This window comes from Streptomyces sp. OR43 (assembly GCF_008042275.1).
Lineage (GTDB): Bacteria > Actinomycetota > Actinomycetes > Streptomycetales > Streptomycetaceae > Streptomyces.
The window spans coordinates 1-4,935 of sequence record NZ_RDBK01000084.1; the positions used below are offsets into that span (position 1 = coordinate 1).

The following is a 4,935-nucleotide window of genomic DNA, read 5'->3' on the forward strand; positions in this document are numbered from 1 at the left end:
GTGGTGGAGCTGAGGGCTCCGGTGCTGCCCGGGGTGACGGCGGAGGCCGCCGCGGCGCCGTCATGGACGTCGCAGGTGGGCGTCCAGGACAGGTTGCCGGCCGGGGTGGCGGACCGGGGGCGTACGTCGACCAGGGCGGAGGCGCCTCGCTTGTGGACGTAGAAGGTGCGCAGGAACGAACACACCTCCGTGCCTTGCTGGTTGATGGTCCGGGTGCGCACGGTGACGATGCCCGCTTCCGGCCGGGAGGCGGACTCGCGCTTGGAGACGACCAGGGACTCCGACCAGAGGGTGTCACCGGCGTGCACGGGAGCGGTCATGCGGATGTCGTCCCAGCCGAGATTGGCGAAGGCGTTCTGGGTGAGGTCGGTGACGCTCTGGCCGACGGCGATGGCGACGGTCAGGGTGGACACGACCAGCGGGCGGCCGAACTCGCTGTGCTCCGCGTAGGTGCTGTTGAAGTGCATCTGACTGGTGTTCATCGTCAGCAGCGTGAACCAGGTGTTGTCCGCTTCGCTGACCGTGCGGCCGAGTGGATGCTCGTAGACGTCACCGGGGGTGAAGTCGTCGTAGAAGCGCCCGGTCCAGCCCGGGCGGACGACGGGTTCGGGCTCGGCGGTGGAACTCATGGCGTCCTCTTTCGGAAGCGGGCTCCCAGGGGCCGCGGCGAAAGGCCGGGCGCCGCCCGGACGTCGGACCGGAGCGGGCGGCCGTGCGGGCGGCGGTGCGGTGGAGAGGCGGGTGGGCCCCGGGTGCGGCCGGGCGGTGACGGACAGGGCCCGGTCAGCGGGCGGTCCGGGGCGGTGTCCCGTCTCGACCCTAGGAGGGCCCCAGGCCCCCGTCAAGAGCAATGTTTCCCTGTGCGGTCCAGCGTTTCCCTCTTGGATCGATATCCCGACTCCCTTTCGAAACAGGAGTTTTACCGCCGCAGGCCGTACGCGCCTTGACAGCGGGGCGCGTCGGTGGCTCCATGTGACCCACTGATTCGAAACACCGTTTCCCCATAAGAAACACGCCGGGCGCCGTCGGCGCCCGGGTCCCACGGCACGTGCGTGTGCACGTGCCGCACATGGAGGGGGCAGTTTCCCGCTATGAGAGCCAAGACCATCGCACCGTGTTCGACCCGCACCGCGGCAGCGCTTGCCGCGCTGGTCGTCGCCGCGGCCGGATCACTCGTGCTCGGCGGCGCCCGGCCGGCGTTCGCCGGCAGCGCCGAGGTGTCCTACGACTGCGTGTTCTCCTCGTCCCACTCGCTCTTCAACACGACGGCGACATTGACGGCCGCGGACACCACCACGGCCGGCACCCCCGTCGGCCTCACCCTGGCCTTCGCGGACGGACCCGCCAACGGACCGGTCGCGCTGAGCCCGAACACCGTCGCCGTCTCCGCGAAGGTCGGCGTCTCCGGCCAGGACGCGATCAGCGTGAGCGCTCCCGCCTCCAACGCGGCCGTTCCCGCCTATGCGGAGATCCCCATCCCGGAGCTCACCGGACAGCTCACGGTCGCCCAGCCCGGTACGGTCCAGCTGACCCCCGGTGACATCACGCTCAACATCACCAACTACGGCCTCACCATCGCGTGCACGGTCCAGGGCACACCCCCGGTCCTGTCCACCGTGACCGTCACCGACGGCAGCGTCGGCTCCGCCGCCGCGGCCGTCGAATCGATCTCGGGCCGGCCCGCCGCCGACACCACCGGGGCCCGCCGGGGTGACGTCGTCACCCTCGGCGGAACCGGCTGGACCGCCGGCGAGGCGGTCGACGCCGAACTGTGCGCCCTCGACGGCACCGCCTGCGCCGCGGGTGCCGTCACGTCCTCGCTCGCCGTGGACGGCGACGGCAAGCTCACCGGCACGGTGGAGATAGGCTCCGCCGCCACGCCCGGTCCGCACAGCCTGGTCCTCACCCAGGGCGCGCTGAGCTCCACCGTGCCCCTCGGCGTCCTCGGCACCCGCGCCATCCAGCTCAGCCCGGCCACCGGCGGACCCGGCACGACCACGACGGTCACCGGAGCCTCCTTCGACCCGGGCGACGAGGTCACGGTGACCGGAGTCGACGCCGACGGCAGCCCCGTCGGTGACACGCTCACCGCACCCGTCAACGCGCGCGGCGGCTTCACCGCGTCCCTCACCCCGCCCTCGGGCACCGTGAAGATCCTTGCCACCGAGAAGGACGGCACCGCCGCCGACTCCGCCGAGCTGGCCTGGACCGCGCTCGCCGACGGCGGCAGCGCGGAGCAGACCCTCAAGGTCGTCGTCTCCGGCGGGGCGCTTACCATGGCCCAGGAAGCGGGCGAGGTCACGCTGTCGCCCGTGTCGGTGGACGGTACGGACCACGCGTCGACCGGTGACCTCAAGGCCGTCGAGGTCAAGGACTTCCGCGGCAGCACCCGTGGCTGGTCGCTGGTCGGAACCGTCACGGACTTCACCAACGCCGCGGGAGCCGCCATCCCGGCCGGCAACCTGTCCTGGACGCCCACCTGCGACGTCCATGACGGCGCCGCCGCGGCCTCCGCCGTCACCCCGGGCAGCACCGGAGCCCTCAGCTCCACCACCGCCGTTCCGCTGTGCACCCAGGCCGCCAGCGCCGATCCCGCCTCCGTCACCGGCGGCGACTTCGACGCCGGGGCCGCGCTCGATCTGAGCGTGCCGGCCATCACCCAGGCCGGCGAGTACGCGGCCGTCCTGCGCCTGACCCTCTCCTGAGGCACTCCCGGCTCAGCCCGCGGACACGGCATCCCCGGCGTCCGAGGGAACTCCGCCCGCGGACCCGGCACCCCTGACGTCCGAGGGAACTGCGCCCCCGGACACGGCACCCGCCGACGTCCGCAGGAGCTCCGACCCGAGCACGGCACCCCTGGCGTTCGTACGAACCCCGCCCGTGAACGCGGCCCCTGGCGTTCGTACGAACGACCCCAGCCCGCCGCGGGCCCCGCACTCCGGGGTCCGCGGCCGTCCGGAGGATCTGACAGACCGATGCGTCCTACCGCCCGCGGCCGCGTGGCCGCCCGTTCGGTCCCGCTCGCCGTCCTCGCGGTGCTCACCGCCCTGGCCGGCTGGCTGCTCGCACCCGAGGCCGCAGGCGCGCCCCGCACGGACGGGAACGCCCAGGCGTGGTCGGTACAGCCCACGGACAAGGGTTCCGGCGGTGCCCGGCGCCTGGGGTTCCAGCTGGACGCGCCGCCCGGCGCCGTCATCCGCGACTCGGTGCGGGTCAGCAACCTCTCCGGCGAACCGATCTCGTTCCAGGTGTACGGCGCCGACGCCTACAACACCCCCCGCGACGGCGGCCTCGCGTACCGGCAGGCGGGCGAGGCGCAGCGCGCCATCGGGGCCTGGGTGAAACTGCGGACCAACGCCCTCGTCATCCCGGCACGCCGCGCCGCCGACATCCCCTTCACCGTCACCGTTCCCCGCGACGCGACCCCCGGCACCCACACGGGCGGGGTCATCGCCCTCGACAACGCCCTGCGGGGCGCCGGCACCACCGGCTCCGGCGTGAACGTCAGTATCCAGCGGGCCATCGCGGTCCGCCTGGAGCTCACCGTCTCCGGACCGCTCACCCCCGGACTGTCGGTGAGCGGAGTCCGTCTCGACCAGACGCCCGGCAGCGCCCCCTTCGAGGCGGGCCGTGCCACCGTCCACTACACCGTCACCAACACCGGGAACACCCCGGTGCAGGGCGAGGCCGCCATCGAGGTCACCGGCCTCTTCGGCCGCACCGTCGCCTCGCGCACCCGTTCCCTGCCGCTGATCCTGCCCGGCCAGCACACCGAACTCACCCTGGACACGGGCCGCTCCCCGCCCGTCGACCTGCTCACCGCGAAGGTCACGGTCTCGGCGACCGGAACGCCCGGCACGACCGCCCGTGTCAACCGCCTGGCCCTGTCCTGGCCCACGCTCGGCGTCGTGGCCGTGGCCGCCGCCCTCGTCGTCGTCGGGCTGTCCCAGCTCCGCAGGCGCCGCCGCACCCTCGCGCTGGAGCACGCATGACCGTTCGCCGGGCCGTGGTTCCGCCGGCCGCCCACCGCCTGCTCGCCCCGCTTCCCGGCGCCCTCGCCGCAGCCGTCGTGGCCGTGGCCCTGGCCGCCGGCCCGTCGGAGGCGGCCGACGGTCAGGACGTCGACCGGCCCGCCATCACCACCGACACCGGGCGGCTGGTGCCGGGCCGGCCCGCCACGGTCGGCGGCACGGGCTGGCCCGTCGGGGCCACCGTGCAGGCCGAGGTGTGCGGGCTGCGCGCCGTCCACGGCAGCTCCGACTGCGACACCACCCGCGGTGCGGTCGCCCTGGTGGCGGCCGACGGGACCTTCCGGCTGACCCTCCTGGTGGGCGCCCCGCCCGCCGACTGTCCGTGCGTCATGCGCGCCACCACCGGCGCGGGCCAGGACGCCCGCAGCGCCACGACTGACATCGAGGTGGCCGACGTCCCCAAGGGCGTGGTGCCCGATCCCGGTTCCAGCACCCCCCAAGTGGCCGTCGTCGACGCCGAACTGACCGGGAACGGCGGCCTCGCCGAACTCTTCGGAGGACGCCCCCACCGCACCCTCGTCGTCACCGTCCGCAACACGGGCACCGCCACGCTCGGCCGTACCCCGCTCATCGTGCGCTGGGGCGGGGGCAGCAGCATCGACACCGACGTCGCCGCCCCCCTCACCGCCCCGCTGAAGCCGGGGGAGCAGGCCACCTACCGCGTCCCGGTGTCCATGCCCCTGGCCTCCTTCGGCCGCTACTCGGTGGGCGGCCGCTACGACGCCCGGTCGTTCGTCGTCACCACCGACCTCTACCCCTGGGGGCTGATCTCCGTGGCCGGCGCCTCGGTCCTGCACCGGGGTGTTCCCGGTGTTGGTGACGGTGTAGTGGACGGTGGCACGGCCCGCCTCGAAGGGGGCGCTGCCGGGCGTCTGGTCGAGACGGACTCCGCTCACCGACAGTC

The 4,935-nt window shown here is 73.8% G+C and carries 4 protein-coding genes; 3 read left to right on the forward strand and 1 reads right to left on the reverse strand.

Annotated features, from left to right (window positions below; genetic code table 11):
• Nucleotides 1-629 (reverse strand): MaoC family dehydratase (locus tag EAO72_RS40750; RefSeq protein ID WP_148022429.1); only part of this gene is annotated, 629 nt, incomplete at its 3' end.
• Nucleotides 630-1,091: 462 nt separating this feature from the next.
• On the opposite strand from EAO72_RS40750, the gene EAO72_RS40755 reads away from it, so the two are divergent.
• The 3 genes from EAO72_RS40755 to EAO72_RS40765 all read left to right on the forward strand — a co-directional run.
• Nucleotides 1,092-2,705: a hypothetical protein gene (locus EAO72_RS40755; protein WP_148022430.1), complete on the forward strand. Its 1,614-nt coding sequence runs from the start codon at nucleotides 1,092-1,094 to the stop codon at nucleotides 2,703-2,705.
• Between the two features lie 270 nt (nucleotides 2,706-2,975).
• Nucleotides 2,976-3,992 (forward strand): WxL protein peptidoglycan domain-containing protein, encoded by a 1,017-nt coding sequence (locus EAO72_RS40760; RefSeq protein WP_148022431.1) that lies wholly within the window; start codon nucleotides 2,976-2,978, stop codon nucleotides 3,990-3,992.
• A partial coding sequence (locus tag EAO72_RS40765) for a hypothetical protein (protein WP_148022432.1) occupies nucleotides 3,989-4,935 on the forward strand: 947 nt, incomplete at its 3' end. The genes EAO72_RS40760 and EAO72_RS40765, both read left to right, overlap by 4 nt.